Consider the following 15,699-nt stretch of genomic DNA (forward strand, 5'->3'; position numbering starts at 1 on the left):
CTCTATTTAATAAACATATCTATCGCAATGGCAATCAACATCAACGCAAAATAACGTTTTAAGGTAGGAATCGGCAATTTAGTTGTTGTTGTTGCACCCAATTTTGAAGTAAAGAATGAGGTTGCAGTAATGCCGACCACCGCCGGTAAATAGACGTAACCCAAAGAGTAATCCGGCATATCGGCATTCCAGCCGCCAATAATAAAACTTAACATACCGGACAAACCAAGCAGCATTCCACAGAAAGCGGACGACCCAATCGCTTTTTTCATATCGATACCGCGAGAATTTAAAAACGGCACAATAAAACCGCCGCCCCCAATTCCGGCAGCACTGGAAGCGATACCAATCAATATTCCACCAACTACCGAAGCCGTTTTAGTCAATGTTTTCACTGCCTGTTTTGGCTTAATCGACAACACCATTTTCAATGCAAGATAGACGACTAAACAGGCAAAAATTTTACTGGCAATCGCTTTATCCAGTTTGCCAATAAACAGCCCTGAAATAAATGTGGTTACCATAATGACAGGTGCCAAAATTTTCACGGCATCCCAAACAATATTGCCCAATTTATGGTGGCGTTGTGCGGAAGAAAAACCGGTAACGACAATGGTGGCGAACGAGGTGCCCAACGCTGATGACATCAATAAATTATCCGGAATGCCTGCCATCGGTAATAAATAGACCAGCACCGGCACAATAATTAACCCCCCGCCGATGCCGAATAACCCGGCGAGAAATCCGACAAGCGCACCGACCACTAAACAGATAAGAAAAAATGTGAGCATTGCTAACCCCTTGTTTTGTTAAACAAACGTTTTGGATATTTAGCGGAAGAAGAGCGTTTATTATTGGCGTAAGTACGCTTATTTTGAACGTTCTGATAATTTACCGGAGATGAAACAGCTTCATCTTCTCTTTGGCTAAATAAGACCGTTGAGAATTCTTTCATAATTTTGCGATAAACATCCCGTTTGAATGACACTACCTGTCTGACCGGATACCAGAAACTGACCCAGCGCCAACCGTCAAACTCCGGCGATGAGCCAACATTCATATTAATATTCTTTTCCGAGCTGACGAGTTGTAACAGAAACCAACGCTGTTTCTGCCCGATACAAACCGGACGTGAATCGTGGCGGATAAGACGTTTAGGTAATTTATAACGCAACCAGTGTTTTGAACTATAAATAATTTTGACATCGTTGGCGGTTAAGCCGACCTCTTCATAGAGCTCACGATACATCGCCTGTTCCGGCGTTTCTTTTGGATTAATGCCGCCTTGAGGGAATTGCCACGAATTTTGATTATATCGTTTCGCCCAAAAGACCTGTCCCTTTTGGTTACAAATAACAATACCGACGTTAGGACGATAACCGTCGAAATCGATCACTATCGACAACCTTAAACTTAAATTCAGATAAAAAAGATGGCGTTGATTGTTTCATACTATCGTTTTTTTCTCAAGTTTCCGATTCGGCTCTGCATACAAAATCACGCATTATCACAGATCTCACCCTGCTTTTATGATAGTATAAAATCCATTCCTTATGATGAAAGCAATAAAGAGTTTGAGCAAATGAGCAAATCACACAGATTCCCGGCATTGATACATAATGTGTTTGCTTACTGCAAACGTATCGCTGTCGCGCACTACAAAAAATGGATTATGCTACTGCTCTCGCTGCTTTCTCTGACCGTCGTGTTGTTGGTGACGGTTGATGTCGGCATCAGCTGGTGGGTCAAAGATCGTATCTATCGCGATATCGATCTTCTGCCTTATCGACCTTACGGCTTGGTGTTGGGAACTTCAAAATACTTTAAAAACAATACCTTAAATCTATTCTATTATAATCGTCTCTCCGCCGCCGAATCATTAATCAAGTATCATAAAGTCGATTACCTGCTACTCAGCGGCGATAATCGCACGCTCCAATATAATGAGCCGCAAAGAATGTTTAAGGATTTGCTAAAAATGGGCGTGCCTTCACAAACGATGTTTTTTGACTATGCCGGTTTTCGTACGCTTGATTCGGTTGTTCGTGCCGATAAAGTTTTCAAAGCGCAATCTTTAACCATTATCACCCAGCGCTTCCATTGTGAACGTGCACTGTTTATTGCCAAACATTATGATATCGATGCTATTTGCTATGAGGCGGATAATCCCGAAGGTTATACTTGGGTGCGTTTCCGTGAATTTTTTGCTCGTGTGCAAGCAGTTTTAGATATTATGCTCGGCAAACAGCCTTATTTTTTAGGCAAACCGGAACCGTTACCACCACCAATTTTGCCGCCGCCTGAAGAGTAAGATTTCACATAAAAATCGAACAAATACTCGCTTTTGGCTATTGTTCTTACTGCAAGAAAACACGATAATAGCCCCCTTATTTTTAGTGATAGAGCAATGATGAGTTATATTCTTTTAATTATCAGTACTGCCTTAATCAACAATTTTGTGTTGGTTAAATTCTTAGGTTTATGCCCGTTTATGGGAGTTTCCAAAAAAGTGGATACTGCTGTCGGAATGGGGTTGGCAACAACATTTGTTTTAACTGTCGCTTCTTTAGTTGCCTATTTGGTTGATCACTATATTTTATTGCCGTTGAACGCTATCTATTTACGCACATTAGTTTTTATTTTAGTGATCGCCGTAGTCGTACAGTTTACCGAAATGGTGATTAATAAAACCAGCCCGACACTCTATCGCTTACTCGGTATCTTTTTGCCGTTAATCACCACCAACTGTGCAGTGCTTGGCGTTGCTTTGTTAAACGTTAATTTGGCGCATAACTTTATCCAATCCGTTATTTACGGTTTCGGTGCCGCACTTGGTTTTTCTTTAGTACTGGTGTTGTTTGCCGCTATTCGCGAACGGATTGAAGCTGCCAATGTGCCTTTTCCGTTTCGGGGCGCATCCATTGCCTTAATCACTGCCGGATTAATGTCTGTCGCCTTTATGGGTTTTAGTGGATTAGTGAGAGTCTAATGTCTTGGTTATTATCTCTGTCCCCTTATATGTGGATTTTGATCAGTATTGCATTGCTTGCTTTAATTTTCGGCGCAATTCTAGGGTTTTCCTCAATTAAACTGAAAGTAGAAGCCGATCCAATTGTAGACAAAATTGATGCCTTATTGCCGCAAAGTCAGTGTGGGCAATGTGGTTATCCGGGTTGTCGCCCTTATGCAGAAGCGATTGCCAATGGCGATGTCATCACTAAATGTGTTCCCGGCGGACAACCTTTAGTCGAAAAATTGGCTGATTTACTCGGTGTGGATGCACCTCAAGGCGTATTTGAAGAAGAACCTGTGCCTAAAGTTGCCTTTATCCACGAAGAGATGTGTATTGGGTGTACAAAATGTATTCAAGCCTGTCCGGTTGATGCCATTATCGGTGCCAATAAAGCATTGCACACCGTTATTCCTGATCTCTGTACCGGTTGTGAATTATGCGTTGCCCCTTGTCCGACCGATTGTATTACGATGGAGAAGGTTAAACCTTCTCTTGATTCTTGGAACTGGAAATATGATCAAAAATTAATTATCCCTGTCGTGCAGATACAAACGCAAAATGAGCCGGAGCAAGTAAAATCATAGGAAAGTTAAGATGTTAGATGATGTATTAACCAGAATAAATAAAAATCGATTGTGGGATTTCCCCGGTGGTATTCATCCGCCGGAAATGAAACAGCAATCGAACGGCACTAAACTTTCCCGCTTAAAACAGCCTGACACTTACTACATTGCCTTGAAACAACACGCCGGTAAAGCCGGTCAATTGTTAGTTCAAGTTGGCGATTATGTATTAAAAGGACAAGCATTAACTCAAGGCGACGATTATCGTACGCTGCCGGTACACGCACCTACTTCCGGCACCATTACCGCTATCGGCGATTATGCCTCTTCGCATCCGTCCGGTTTGCCTGAAACCACCATCACCTTACAAGCTGACGGTAAAGATCAGTGGTGCGATCGCCAACCGATTGAAGATTTTCTGACTGTACCGCCGGAACAATTATTGCAAAAAATCTATCAAGCAGGCATTGCCGGTTTAGGCGGTGCCGTGTTCCCGACCGCCTCTAAAATCGCCAGTGCAGAAAATAAAGTTAAATTATTGATTATTAACGGCGCAGAGTGCGAACCTTATATTACCTGTGATGATCGCTTAATGCGTGATCGCAGTCTTGATATTCTCGAAGGCATTCGGATTCTACGTTATATTTTACGGCCACAAAAAGTGGTATTGGCAATCGAAGATAATAAAGCGGAAGCTATTGAGGCTATGCAACAAGCCCTATCCGGTGCTAACGATATTGAAATTCGCGTGATTCCTACCAAATATCCTTCCGGTGCGGCGAAACAATTAATTCAAGTTTTAACCGGTCTAGAAGTGCCGAATAATGGTCGCTCTTCGCAGATTGGCGTGTTAATGAACAATGTTGCCACTGCCTTTGCGGTAAAAAAAGCGATTATTGATGACGAACCGCTCATTGAACGCGTGGTAACACTGACCGGTGATAAAATTCCGCAACCTCGTAATGTTTGGGCAAGAATCGGGACACCAATTTATCACCTGTTACAACAAGCCGGTTATCAATATGATGATCGTTTTCCTGTCTTTATGGGCGGACCGATGATGGGATTTATTTTACCGAATCTCAACTCTCCGGTAACCAAAGTAACCAACTGCCTAATTGCGCCGGATCATTTTGAATATCAGCCGCCACCGCAAGAGCGTAATTGTATTCGTTGTTCTGCCTGTTCCGATCACTGTCCAATTAAATTGATGCCACAGCAACTCTATTGGTTTGCGCGCAGTGAAGATCACGAAAAATCAGAACAGTACAACCTAAAAGATTGCATTGAGTGTGGCGTTTGTGCCTATGTCTGCCCGAGCAATATTCCGCTGATCCAATATTTTCGCCAAGAAAAAGCCAAAATCGCAGAATTAAAATTAAAAGCAAAATTGGCGGAAGAGGCGAAAGTCCGTTTTGAAGCTAAACAAGCGCGAATGGAGCGGGAAAAACAGGAACGAGATCGCCGAACTCAATTAGCGGCGGAAGCTCGTCGAGCAGAGATGGCAAAACAACAAGGCGTTGATCCTGTACAAGCTGCATTGGAACGTGTTCGTCAAAAACAGGCAAGCAATGTAACACCACAAATCAAAACTATCACCAACGATAAAGGTGAAATACTGCCTGATAACAGCGATATTATGGCAGCTCGTAAAGCGCGCCGTTTAGCCAAACAGGCACAAACACAAACCGTTCAACCGGCAGCAACGGCAACAACGGATAAAGAGAATAAACAAGCCGCTATCGCCGCTGCCATCGCCAGAGCTAAAGCGAAAAAAGCGCAGCAAGCGGAAAACAGCAATAGTGCTGCCGAATCCTCTTCAGTGGCAACTGAAAGCAGCGCAGATACCGATCCACGTAAAGCCGCTATCGCCGCCGCCATTGCCAGAGCTAAAGCGAAAAAAGCGCAGCAAACGGAAAACAACAATAGTGCTGCCGAATCTTCAGTAACAGCTGAAAGCAGCGCAGATACCGATGCGCGTAAAGCCGCTATCGCTGCTGCCATTGCCAGAGCTAAAGCGAAAAAAGCGCAGCAAGCGGAAAACAGCAATAATGCTGTTGAATCTTCTTCAGCAGCAACTGAAAGCAGCGCAGATACCGATCCACGTAAAGCCGCTATCGCCGCCGCCATTGCCAGAGCTAAAGCGAAAAAAGCGCAGCAAGCGGAAAACAACAATAGTGCTACCGAATCTTCTTCAGTGGCAACTGAAAGCAGCGCGGATACCGATCCACGTAAAGCAGCTATTGCCGCTGCTATCGCCAGAGCTAAAGCGAAAAAAGCGCAGCAAACGGAAAACAGCAATAATGCTGTTGAATCTTCTTCAGTGGCTGCTGAAAGCAGCGCAGATACCGATCCGCGTAAAGCCGCTATCGCTGCTGCCATTGCCAGAGCTAAAGCGAAAAAAGTGCAGCAAGCAGAAAACAGCAATAGTGCTACCAAATCTTCAGTAACAGCTGAAAGCAGCGCAGATGCCGATCCACGTAAAGCGGCTATCGCCGCTGCCATTGCCAGAGCTAAAGCGAAAAAAGCACAAACGCTTGCGGAAGCAGAAAAAGTCATTTTAATAACAACAGACGAAACATTAGATCAGCAACAAAGTCCTAGTGCCGATCATCATTCCATTGATAATCATCAGCATACAGATCCCAGAAAAGCGGCGATTGCAGCAGCAATAGCCAGAGCAAAGGCAAAAAAAGTAGCAAGAGAAGGAAATCAAGATAATGTTTAGAATGGCAAGTTCCCCTCACGTACATTCCCATAGTTTGACCGCCAAAGTGATGTTGTGGGTAATTGCGGCAATGATTCCGGCAATTATGGTGCAAATCTACTACTTTGGTTTCGGCACTTTAATTCAGCTGTTATTAGCGGTGATTTTTGCGGTTTTACTGGAGTGGATCGTAACCAGATTGCGCGCTAAGAAAAATTTTGCCGATTTATCGGATATGAGCGTGATCTTGACTGCCATTATTTTGGCGGTTGCCATTCCGCCTTATGCACCTTATTGGATCATTCTGCTCGGTGTTTTTTGTGCTGTTATTTTAGGCAAACAGGTTTATGGCGGACTCGGACAAAACCCTTTCAATCCGGCAATGGTAGGATATGCTATTTTGTTGGTGTCGTTTCCGGCACAGATGACCGCTTGGGCATTGCCGAATCATTTATTACTTGAACCGACCGGCTTTAAAGATGCTTATTTACTGATATTTCAAGGTGTTACCAGTGACGGTTACAGCTTACATCAACTGACCTCTACGATTGACGGCATTACTCAAGCAACCCCATTGGATAGCGTCAAAACCGGAATAAAAAATCACCTTACCTTGGGGCATATTGCAGCTTCACCCATTTTCCAACACGATAATTGGCAAGATAACCTCGCTATCACGATGGGAATCGGTTGGTGGCAACTTAATCTTGCCTTCCTTGTCGGCGGTCTTTTCCTAATTTGGAAAAAAGTGATTCACTGGCAAATTCCTGTCGCAATGTTGCTGACATTAACCATTTTTGCTACTGCAACTTGGCTGATTGCGCCGCAAACTTATCCATCACCGTTATGGCAACTCTTTTCCGGCGCAACAATGTTCGGTGCCTTTTTTATTGCTACCGATCCGGTAACGGCATCTATTACGCCAAAAGGAAAATTATTATTCGGTAGCTTGGTCGGGCTGTTACTTTACGTTATCCGTTTCTACGGCGGTTATCCGGACGGGGTGGCATTTGCTGTTTTATTAAGCAATATTTGTGTCCCGCTAATCGATCATTACACTCGTCCTCGTCTTTATGGTCGCTAAGGAGAAAGAATGGCAACTCTAAAACGCACAACCATTACTTATGCTTTAATCTTAGCTTTTGTCGCTTTGGTTTGTACTTTAATCACATTGGCAATGTACGCATTAACACAAGATAAAATTCAACGAGTAATGGAAAATCAACAGAAACAACTTTTATCTGAAGTGCTACCACCAAATTTTGCTGATAATGATCTGTTAAAATCGTGCTACATTCCAAATAATAACAAGCAGTTAGCCGATATTTCTAAACTTTATTTAGCCAAAAAACAGAATAAAACCGTTGCTTATCTGTTTGAAACCACCGCACCGGATGGTTACTCAGGTAATATTCGTATTTTGGTGGCAGTAACGCCGGAGCGTGAAGTGTTGGGCGTACGTGTTTTAGAACATCACGAAACCCCCGGTTTAGGTGATAAAATCGAAACACGGCTTTCCGACTGGATCTTAGCCTTCAGCAATAAACAATTTAATCTTAATGAGTTAGACAAATGGGCTGTCAAAAAAGACGGCGGTGAATTTGATCAATTTGCCGGTGCGACTATTACGCCGCGCGCGGTGGTTAATGCCGTGAAAAAAGGGTTGTTGCAATTACTCTCTCAACCGTTTGTATTTAATCCTGACGATTACAGCCGTTGCAATTAAGAAAGGAGGTGTTAAATGAATCATAATGCTCCACAAGCAACCCACACTGATAATGTCGATTCCGTTTGGAAAACCTTGTTTATTCAAGGCGTATGGAAGAATAATGCAGCATTGGTGCAATTATTAGGGCTGTGTCCGTTATTGGCGGTATCTAATTCTGTTGCCAATGCGTTAGGTCTTGGGTTGGCAACTATGTTGGTGTTGATTTGTACCAACAGTATGGTTTCGCTATGTCGGCATCTTATTCCGAAAGCCATCCGCATTCCGATTTATGTGATGATTATTGCCTCAACTGTGACCATCGTCCAGTTGGCAATGAATGCCTATACTTATTCGCTTTATCAATCATTAGGGATTTTTATTCCACTCATTGTTACCAACTGTATCGTCATCGGTCGAGCCGAAGCCTATGCCTCAAAAAACAGTTTATGGCACGCAATGTTCGATGGTTTCTCAATGGGATTGGGAATGACGCTAAGTTTGGTCGTATTAGGCGCATTACGTGAAGCGATCGGTAGCGGCACACTGTTCAGCGGTATGGAACAGCTGTTCGGTGAATCGGCAAAGGCACTGAAAATCACTCTATTTCACGCCGACAGCCATTTTTTACTTGCGATTTTGCCGCCCGGCGCTTTCCTTGGCTTAGGAACACTGTTAGCACTAAAAAACATTATTGAACGGAACAAATAATGAACCAACAAAAAAGAATAGAAATTCTCACTCGTTTGCGTGATGCTAATCCGCACCCTACCACCGAATTAAAATACCATTCGGTTTTTGAGCTGCTTATTGCCGTTATTTTATCGGCACAAGCGACTGACGTTGGCGTAAACAAAGCCACTGCAAAATTATTTCCGATCGCGAATACACCGCAGGCAATTCTTGATTTAGGTGTAGATGGTTTAAAAAATTATATAAAAACTATCGGTTTATATAATAGTAAAGCTGAAAATATTATAAAAACTTGTCGAGTGTTAATTGAAAAGTATAATGGCGAGGTTCCGGAATCACGTGAAGCATTGGAATCTTTGCCGGGCGTTGGGCGTAAAACCGCAAATGTGGTGTTGAATACTGCTTTTGGTTGGCCAACGATTGCCGTTGACACCCATATTTTTCGTGTCGCCAATCGTACCGGTTTCGCACCTGGGAAAGATGTGCTCGCCGTTGAAAAAAAATTATTAAAAGTCGTTCCGGATGAATTTAAAGTCGATGTTCACCATTGGCTTATTTTGCACGGACGCTACACCTGTATCGCTCGTAAACCTCGTTGCGGTGCCTGTTTGATTGAAGATCTGTGTGAATTTAAAGATAAAACCGAATATTAAAAACTATTGGAGATAATATGACTACTCACACAGAAAGACAGACTTGGTCAAGCCGACTGACTTATGTTTTAACCGTAGCCGGTGCAACTGTCGGTTTCGGCGCTACTTGGCGTTTCCCCTATTTGGTCGGTGAAAACGGTGGCGGTGCTTATGTATTACTGTTCTGCATCGCAATGATTGTGATCGGCATTCCAATGATTCTGGTTGAAAATGTTATCGGTCGCCGGATTCGCGTTAATGCTATCGACGCTTTCAGCGGCAATATCCATCATAAACCTATCCCTCGCTATTGGAAACTTGTCGGTTATCTCAGCGTGCTCGGTGCGTTTTGTATTATGGCGTACTATATGGTGCTTGGCGGTTGGGTGATTAATTATATCGTCAGTTTGCTCAGTGGCACTTTGGACATCAGCGCACCGATTACTGCCGACACCACGAAAAATTTCTTCCAAGCTACCATTATGGATAATCCGGCAATGATTAGCCTGTACACTTTTCTGTTTGTCTTGGTTAACTATGTGATTCTGGTGAAAGGGGTGATTGACGGCATTGAAAAATCGGTGAAATATTTGATGCCGCTGTTATTTATCTTTTTAATCTGTATGGTGATTCGTAATGTTACGCTGCCGGGTGCTTGGCAAGGCATTGTGTTCTATCTCAAACCTGATTTCTCTAAGATCACACCGCAGCTTTTCGTTTTTGTCTTGGGGCAAGTCTTTTTCGCTTTAAGTTTAGGTTTCGGCGTTATCGTTACGCTCTCCAGTTATCTGAAAAAAGGAGAAAATTTGGTGCAAACTGCGGTCATAACCGGCTGCGTGAATACCATTATTGCGGTCTTGGCCGGCTTTATGATTTTCCCGTCACTGTTCACTTTCGGGATTGCACCAAATTCAGGACCAACCTTAGTATTCCAAAGTTTACCGATCGTGTTTTCTCATATGTGGGCGGGTAAGTTTTTTGCGGTAATCTTTTTCAGTTTATTGCTGATTGCGGCATTAACCACCTCACTCACCATTTATGAAGTCTTGATTACCGCCTTGCAGGAAAAAACGAAAATTAATCGCCGTTTAGCGATTCTCTTCGTTCTCGGCGCGATCTTCCTTCTCGGCAATGTGCCATCAATTTTAAGTTACGGTCCTTGGCACGACGTTCATTTCTTCGGCAAAAATATTTTTGATGCGTTTGATTTTGTCAGCGGCAATATTCTCTTTATGCTCACCGCACTATTCTGTGCTGTTTTTGTCGGTTTTGTAATGAAAGATGAAGCTAAACGAGAATTGAGATTAGGTGAAAATTCTAAATTGGCACAATGGTGGTTCAGCTATGTTAAATATATCGTGCCACTTGTCATTATTGTAATCTTTATCAGTAACTTAATTTAATTCGTTTTTGGCTTGAGAAGCCTTAAATTCTAGGTATTCTTCCAATTGTTCAATGGCGGCAAGACAACGTTGTCGCCGTTGTTGCAATAGTGCAAGCTGTTGCTGAAAGAGAGGTTTCTGCTCTCTCGGCGCTAGTTGTTGCTGTTGTTCCAAATCAGCAATGCGATCATTAAAACGCGTTAAAAATTCATAATATTTATGAATTCTCTCCTCTGCCGGTAATTGAAAAACATCATACTGTTTTTTCTCTGTTTTTTGTGGCTGAGCTGCTGCCGTTTCCGCTTTTTTCGCAGATCTTTCAGTGCGTTGCAAAGCCTCCAACAACACTCGGAACTGAATACTGATTTGCTCCGCCAAATAAGCAACCACCTCAACCTTATCTAAGGTTGCTAAGCGAGCGATATTTTGTTCAATTTGCGCAATGTAGTAGCGTAACGGCTGTCCCGATTCTGCAAAAACGGTACGTTCAAACTGCTGCTTAATAATCTGCTCACCGTCATAACGGTAGAAAAGCTGTAATTGTTGCTGTAATTGAGAGATGAGTTGTTGCTGATTTGTCATAATAGGATAAGGATAAGCACAAGATCCGGTGCGGCATTATCACCGCACCGATAACGGAAATTACATTTTTTCAACAGTTTTAATGCCTAACAGATCCAATCCCTGTTTTAACACTTTCGCCGTTAATGCGGCCAATTTCAAACGACTTTGTTTGACCTCTTCCGCTTGATTTAAGATTGGGCAATGTTCATAGAAGGAAGAAAATGCCCCTGCTAAATCATAAAGATAAGCGCATAAAACGTGAGGCGTACCCTCTTTCACTACGGTGTTAATCGCTTCTTCAAATTTCAATAAAGTTAATGCTAATTGACGTTCTTTATCATCCTTAATTTGAATTTCACCTACCAACTGCTGAGGATCAATGCCACTATTGGCAAAAATAGAACGGATACGCGTGTAAGCATACTGAATATAAGGTGCGGTATTGCCTTCAAACGTCAACATATTATCCCAATCAAACACATAATCAGTCGTGCGGTTTTTGGATAAGTCAGCATATTTCACCGCACCGATACCAACGACTTCCGCCACTTGACGCTGTTCTTCAGCGCTTAAATTGGTTGATTTCTCGCTAATCAATTTTTCTGCACGCTCTACCGCTTCATCCAACAGATCCGCCAATTTCACTGTGCCGCCGGTACGCGTTTTGAACGGCTTATTATCTTTACCCAACATCATTCCGAAATTGAAATGATCCCAAGTTACGCTTTCCGGCACATATCCTGCTTTACGCACAATTAACCAAACCTGTTGTAAATGTTGGCTTTGACGACTATCGGTAAAATAGAGAATACGGTCGGCGTGCAAAGTTTCATAACGATATTTTGCACAGGCAATATCGGTAGTCGCATAAAGATAACCGCCATCCTTCTTCTGAATAATAACGCCTAGCGGATCACCCTCTTTATTTTTAAACTCATTTAAAAACACCACTACTGCGCCATCATCTTTCACAGCTAATCCTTTTGCTTCCAAATCGGCAACAATGCCCGGCAACATTGGGTTATAAAGGCTTTCTCCCATAACATCCTTATCGGTAAGCGTCACATTTAGGCGATCGTAATTGCGTTGATTCTGTTTCATCGTAATATCAACCAACTTGCGCCACATCTTACGACAATATTCATCACCGCCTTGCAACTTCACCACATAACCACGAGCTTTTTCGGCAAAAACCTCATCTTCATCGTAATGTTTTTTTGCTTCACGATAGAATGCTTCCAAATCGCTTAATTCCATATCGGATGCATTTTCATTCTGCATTTTTTCCAAATAGGCAATCAACATCCCAAATTGTGTGCCCCAATCGCCCACGTGATTGGCACGAATAACATTATGTCCGACAAACTCCAACGTACGCACTACCGCATCACCGATAATGGTTGAACGTAAATGCCCGACGTGCATCTCTTTTGCCACATTCGGCGCTGAATAATCCGCCACAATAGTTTGCGCTTTGACCGGCGAAATTAAAAAATGGTGATCCGCCAACATTTTATTGGTTTGTGTCGCCAACCAAGCAGGATTAAGAAAAATATTGATAAATCCCGGTCCGGCAATTTCCACTTTTTCAATCATTTCACCAAGATCAAGATTTTCCACCACTTTTTGTGCCAAATCACGTGGCGGCATTGCCAATTTCTTTGCTGCCGCCATCACTCCGTTTGCTTGATAATCACCAAACTGCGCTTTGCTTGACGGACGAACTAAAGCTTCACTTTGCTGATCCGCACCGGCGGCAATCATTGCTTGTTTAATTTTTTCAGATAGAATGGTTTGAATATTCACAAATATATGCCTTATTGAATTTAAACGATAAATTTAAACCCGTAATGATACTAGGCTTTCCATTATCAGAAAAGTATAAAAAAACAAAATACCCTCGCATTATGACTGAAGCAAAATTACTACAACAATTTCCTGAATTATCAACTCAATTAGTTGAAGCCGAAAAACTATTTGCGCAAATTCTCGCATCGACACAGCTGGATCGACTACATCTTGCTATCGATCATATTGCATTACGTGTCAATGATCTTGATACCGCTACCCGTTGGCAACAGGCACTTGCCGCTGATGCGGAACTATTAAGCGACAATCAGATCAACGGTCGTCCGATTTACCTTTATCAACTGCCGCAGCCGTTATTCATCCTAAATCAAGCAGTGAATATCGTGGAATTACCGTTTCCAAACCAAAAAAGGTATCCGCAACAAGGTTGGGAACATATTGAATTGGTTCTACCTTTTTTAAAGAATGAATCCGTTGAGCAGTGGTTTCATCGTGCAGAAAATAAGCTTAAGATCGACTCCCACAGAATTATTTTGAAAAAAAGCTGTCATAAAGCAGATGGCGAAGGTTTACCAAATCCGGCACTTGCCATAAAATTAATGGATGAAAATAATTTTACAACAATCAAACTGCATCCTTTTTCAATTAAAGAAATCGTGATGTCAGAGCAGATATAGGAGAAAAATATGAAAAAGATCACTTTAGTTGCGAGTCTATTAGCGGCAGTTACATTAGCCGGCTGCTCCAATTCCGATCTCTACAGCGGCAGTGTATATAGCGGCGGACAAGCAAAAGAAGCCAGAGCTGTAAGTTACGGACGCATTGTTTCGGTACGTCCGGTCACCATTCAAGGTGAAAGCAATTCTCAAGGCGTTATCGGTACTGTCGGCGGTGGTGCTTTAGGTGGTATTGTCGGTTCAACTGTCGGTGGCGGTAAAGGTCAAGCTATCGCTACTGCGGTCGGTGCGATCGCCGGTGCGGTTGTTGGTAATAAAATCGAACAAAAAGTGGATCAAACCAGCGGTGTTGAACTTGTGATCCAAAAAGAAGACGGTCAACGCATCGCGGTAGTACAAAAAGCCGATCCTAGTTTTGTACCAGGTGCGAGAGTACAAATTGTCGGCAGTGGCGGTTCTCTAAACGTTTCCGTACTTTAATCCCTTTATCAGCGAATTACTGCGGTAATTCGCTTTTTTCTATTTAAGGCAAATAACGATGTTTCAATTCACAGAACAACACCAACAGCGTTGCTCTCTGAATTCAAATTAAAAATACTCTATCCGCCGTCAATGGCGGAATTTAAACCATTTAGGAGTTTTTGATGACTATGAAAATTCAATTATCCTCACAGCCGGCAGCTGAAGTTTGGGGAGAAAATGCATTAATCTCATTTCAAAACGATCAAACCATTATTCACATCACTGAAAAACAGAACATTAACGATATCCAAAAAGCGGCTCGTAAATTACGTAACCAAAATTTCAAAGAGGTAAAATTAATTGGCGATAACTGGCAATTAGAACATTGCTGGGCATTCTATCAAGGATTTTATACTGCAAAACAAAACTTCTCTATTGAATTTCCTTGTTTAGCTGAAGATGATGAAGCGGAGCTTTATGAACGTATTCGTTGTAGCGATTTTATTCGTGAAATCATCAATTTACCTGCAGAAATCATCACTCCAACTGAATTGGCAAGCAGAGCAGCAAAATTTATTAGTGAACAAGCAGATAATTATGCCGTAAAAGGTTGTGTTAGTTATCACATTATTAGTCGTGAAGAACTGAAAGAACGTGGTTACAATGGTATTTGGGAAGTTGGTAAAGGTTCTCATAATAAACCGGCGATGCTGCAATTAGATTTCAATCCTAGCGGTAACCCTGATGAACCGGTGTTCGCTTGTTTGGTCGGTAAAGGGATTACTTTCGATTCCGGCGGTTACAGCATCAAACCGAGCAACAGTATGGACTCTATGCGTTCGGATATGGGCGGCGCAGCACTATTAACCGGTGCGCTCGGTTTTGCCATTGCGCGTGGATTAACTAAACGCGTAAAACTTTATTTATGCTGTGCTGAAAATTTGGTCAGCAGCAAGGCTTATAAATTAGGCGATATTATCAAATATCGTAACGGTGTCAGTGTTGAAGTCTTGAATACCGATGCTGAGGGACGCTTAGTGTTAGCTGATGGTTTGATTGAAGCTTCTGCACAAAAACCGGATATTATCATTGATTGCGCAACCTTGACTGGTGCTGCCAAAGTAGCTGTCGGCAATGACTATCACTCCGTACTCTCAATGGATGAACAGTTAGTTTCTGCACTTTTCAATTCAGCTAAAGAAGAAAACGAACCATTCTGGCGTTTGCCATTTGAGCCGTTTCATCGAGATCAAATCAGTTCATCTTTTGCCGATATTTCTAATACAGCGAGTGTAAATACACCAGCAGGTGCAAGCACCGCAACTGCATTTTTATCTCACTTTGTTGAAAATTATCAGCAAAATTGGTTACATATCGACTGTTCTGCGACTTTCCGTAAAGCAGCAAGCCCATTATGGTCGGTCGGCGCAACCGGAATCGGAATGAAAACTTTAGCTAACTTATTAATTTCATTTGAAAAATAGGAAATCTT

General features: G+C 42.4%; 15 protein-coding genes and 1 pseudogene. 12 read left to right on the top strand and 4 right to left on the bottom strand.

The genetic code is table 11. The features are described from left to right. Positions 1-2 precede the first annotated feature (2 nt). Together A3EO_RS0100685 and rppH are read right to left on the bottom strand one after the other, a co-directional pair. Complete coding sequence (locus tag A3EO_RS0100685) at positions 3-791, bottom strand: sulfite exporter TauE/SafE family protein (RefSeq protein ID WP_018345562.1); 789 nt, start codon at positions 789-791, stop codon at positions 3-5. 136 nt (positions 792-927) lie between these two features. Beyond that, positions 928-1,396: pseudogene (gene rppH / locus A3EO_RS0100690) on the bottom strand (RNA pyrophosphohydrolase); the annotation flags it as partial. Positions 1,397-1,672: 276 nt separating this feature from the next. Between rppH and A3EO_RS0100695 the strand changes: the two are divergent. The 9 genes from A3EO_RS0100695 (at position 1,673) to A3EO_RS0100735 (ending at position 10,716) form a co-directional block, all read left to right on the top strand. Next, complete coding sequence (locus tag A3EO_RS0100695) at positions 1,673-2,311, top strand: SanA/YdcF family protein (RefSeq protein ID WP_233432304.1); 639 nt, start codon at positions 1,673-1,675, stop codon at positions 2,309-2,311. A gap of 96 nt (positions 2,312-2,407) precedes the next feature. Further along, a complete protein-coding gene (rsxA, locus tag A3EO_RS0100700) occupies positions 2,408-2,989 on the top strand; it encodes an electron transport complex subunit RsxA (RefSeq protein WP_026210920.1) in 582 nt (193 codons plus the stop codon). Continuing rightward, positions 2,989-3,597, top strand: a complete 609-nt coding sequence (gene rsxB, locus A3EO_RS0100705) for an electron transport complex subunit RsxB (protein ID WP_018345565.1) — start codon at positions 2,989-2,991, stop codon at positions 3,595-3,597. The genes rsxA and rsxB overlap by 1 nt, the downstream gene beginning before the upstream one ends. Before the next feature lie 10 nt (positions 3,598-3,607). Beyond that, on the top strand, positions 3,608-6,304 hold the full coding sequence (gene rsxC, locus A3EO_RS0100710; protein ID WP_018345566.1) for an electron transport complex subunit RsxC: 2,697 nt from the start codon (positions 3,608-3,610) through the stop codon (positions 6,302-6,304). After that, a complete protein-coding gene (gene rsxD / locus A3EO_RS0100715; RefSeq protein ID WP_018345567.1) occupies positions 6,297-7,367 on the top strand; it encodes an electron transport complex subunit RsxD in 1,071 nt (356 codons plus the stop codon). The genes rsxC and rsxD overlap by 8 nt, the downstream gene beginning before the upstream one ends. A 9-nt stretch (positions 7,368-7,376) precedes the next feature. Continuing rightward, on the top strand, positions 7,377-8,009 hold the full coding sequence (rsxG, locus tag A3EO_RS0100720; protein ID WP_018345568.1) for an electron transport complex subunit RsxG: 633 nt from the start codon (positions 7,377-7,379) through the stop codon (positions 8,007-8,009). Positions 8,010-8,024: 15 nt separating this feature from the next. Continuing rightward, on the top strand, positions 8,025-8,699 hold the full coding sequence (locus A3EO_RS0100725) for an electron transport complex subunit E (RefSeq protein ID WP_013746511.1): 675 nt from the start codon (positions 8,025-8,027) through the stop codon (positions 8,697-8,699). Then, positions 8,699-9,334 carry an endonuclease III gene (gene nth, locus A3EO_RS0100730; protein ID WP_013746510.1) on the top strand — a complete coding sequence of 212 codons (636 nt, stop codon included), beginning with the start codon at positions 8,699-8,701 and terminating at the stop codon, positions 9,332-9,334. The genes A3EO_RS0100725 and nth overlap by 1 nt, the downstream gene beginning before the upstream one ends. 17 nt (positions 9,335-9,351) lie before the next feature. Next, a complete protein-coding gene (locus A3EO_RS0100735; protein ID WP_018345569.1) occupies positions 9,352-10,716 on the top strand; it encodes a sodium-dependent transporter in 1,365 nt (454 codons plus the stop codon). On the opposite strand, the gene priC is transcribed toward A3EO_RS0100735, so the two are convergent. Further along, on the bottom strand, positions 10,708-11,277 hold the full coding sequence (gene priC, locus A3EO_RS0100740) for a primosomal replication protein PriC (RefSeq protein ID WP_018345570.1): 570 nt from the start codon (positions 11,275-11,277) through the stop codon (positions 10,708-10,710). The genes A3EO_RS0100735 and priC overlap by 9 nt on opposite strands. 60 nt (positions 11,278-11,337) lie before the next feature. After that, the gene (argS, locus tag A3EO_RS0100745; RefSeq protein ID WP_018345571.1) at positions 11,338-13,065 is read right to left on the bottom strand and encodes an arginine--tRNA ligase; all 1,728 of its coding nucleotides are present in this window, start codon (positions 13,063-13,065) and stop codon (positions 11,338-11,340) included. Positions 13,066-13,166: 101 nt separating this feature from the next. Here argS and A3EO_RS0100750 point away from each other — a divergent pair, with 101 nt between their 5' ends. From A3EO_RS0100750 to pepB, 3 genes are all read left to right on the top strand, one after another. After that, positions 13,167-13,745, top strand: coding sequence for a VOC family protein (locus A3EO_RS0100750; protein ID WP_018345572.1), 579 nt, complete (start codon positions 13,167-13,169; stop codon positions 13,743-13,745). 9 nt (positions 13,746-13,754) lie between these two features. Then, positions 13,755-14,225 (top strand): outer membrane lipoprotein, encoded by a 471-nt coding sequence (locus A3EO_RS0100755; protein WP_018345573.1) that lies wholly within the window; start codon positions 13,755-13,757, stop codon positions 14,223-14,225. Positions 14,226-14,389: 164 nt separating this feature from the next. Next, positions 14,390-15,691, top strand: a complete 1,302-nt coding sequence (pepB, locus tag A3EO_RS0100760) for an aminopeptidase PepB (protein ID WP_018345574.1) — start codon at positions 14,390-14,392, stop codon at positions 15,689-15,691. The last annotated feature ends 8 nt before the right edge of the window (positions 15,692-15,699 follow it).

Origin of the sequence: Gallibacterium anatis DSM 16844 = F 149, assembly GCF_000379785.1 — a bacterium.
Lineage (GTDB): Bacteria > Pseudomonadota > Gammaproteobacteria > Enterobacterales > Pasteurellaceae > Gallibacterium > Gallibacterium anatis.

Excerpts from the sequence above, each read along its gene's own strand:
- A3EO_RS0100685 (WP_018345562.1), bottom strand. The coding sequence starts at position 791 with ATGCTCACATTTTTTCTTATCTGTTTAGTGGTCGGTGCGCTTGTCGGA.
- A3EO_RS0100695 (WP_233432304.1), top strand. The coding sequence starts at position 1,673 with ATGCTACTGCTCTCGCTGCTTTCTCTGACCGTCGTGTTGTTGGTGACG.
- rsxA (WP_026210920.1), top strand. The coding sequence starts at position 2,408 with ATGATGAGTTATATTCTTTTAATTATCAGTACTGCCTTAATCAACAAT.
- rsxB (WP_018345565.1), top strand. The coding sequence starts at position 2,989 with ATGTCTTGGTTATTATCTCTGTCCCCTTATATGTGGATTTTGATCAGT.
- rsxC (WP_018345566.1), top strand. The coding sequence starts at position 3,608 with ATGTTAGATGATGTATTAACCAGAATAAATAAAAATCGATTGTGGGAT.
- rsxD (WP_018345567.1), top strand. The coding sequence starts at position 6,297 with ATGTTTAGAATGGCAAGTTCCCCTCACGTACATTCCCATAGTTTGACC.
- rsxG (WP_018345568.1), top strand. The coding sequence starts at position 7,377 with ATGGCAACTCTAAAACGCACAACCATTACTTATGCTTTAATCTTAGCT.
- A3EO_RS0100725 (WP_013746511.1), top strand. The coding sequence starts at position 8,025 with ATGAATCATAATGCTCCACAAGCAACCCACACTGATAATGTCGATTCC.
- nth (WP_013746510.1), top strand. The coding sequence starts at position 8,699 with ATGAACCAACAAAAAAGAATAGAAATTCTCACTCGTTTGCGTGATGCT.
- A3EO_RS0100735 (WP_018345569.1), top strand. The coding sequence starts at position 9,352 with ATGACTACTCACACAGAAAGACAGACTTGGTCAAGCCGACTGACTTAT.
- priC (WP_018345570.1), bottom strand. The coding sequence starts at position 11,277 with ATGACAAATCAGCAACAACTCATCTCTCAATTACAGCAACAATTACAG.
- A3EO_RS0100750 (WP_018345572.1), top strand. The coding sequence starts at position 13,167 with ATGACTGAAGCAAAATTACTACAACAATTTCCTGAATTATCAACTCAA.
- A3EO_RS0100755 (WP_018345573.1), top strand. The coding sequence starts at position 13,755 with ATGAAAAAGATCACTTTAGTTGCGAGTCTATTAGCGGCAGTTACATTA.
- pepB (WP_018345574.1), top strand. The coding sequence starts at position 14,390 with ATGACTATGAAAATTCAATTATCCTCACAGCCGGCAGCTGAAGTTTGG.